Origin of the sequence: Pseudoalteromonas sp. GW168-MNA-CIBAN-0100 (assembly GCF_040309225.1) — a bacterium.
Lineage (GTDB): Bacteria > Pseudomonadota > Gammaproteobacteria > Enterobacterales > Alteromonadaceae > Pseudoalteromonas > Pseudoalteromonas arctica.
Genome location: NZ_JBEOOL010000475.1, coordinates 1 through 280 on the forward strand (window position 1 = coordinate 1; position 280 = coordinate 280).

A 280-nucleotide genomic window follows, 5' to 3' on the forward strand; every position below is an offset into this window, starting at 1 on the left:
GTTAGGAGCCGCTTGACGGTAAGCTTCAAATTGCGCAATGTTGCCACTGGCTTCTTTAAGTGCCCATAGGTTTTTATGTTGTTGTAGGTTTTGAATGGTTGCCACTGGAATATCGACAGCGCTTCGCCCTGGTACGTTATAAAGCATACAAGTGTGTTTACTTATATTTAAAAGGCTTTCAAACCAATGGGTTTGCCCAATTACACCGGGCTTTGCATAAAGCGGCGAGCCAAGTAAAAAGCTATGAATAGGCAAGTGGTTACAGTATTCAACCCAGGCT

At 43.6% G+C, this 280-nt stretch carries 1 protein-coding gene; it reads right to left on the minus strand.

Annotated elements, in window-relative coordinates; genetic code table 11:
* Positions 1 to 280 (minus strand): dihydrodipicolinate synthase family protein (locus AAEY62_RS22025; RefSeq protein WP_350636532.1); only part of this gene is annotated, 280 nt, incomplete at both ends.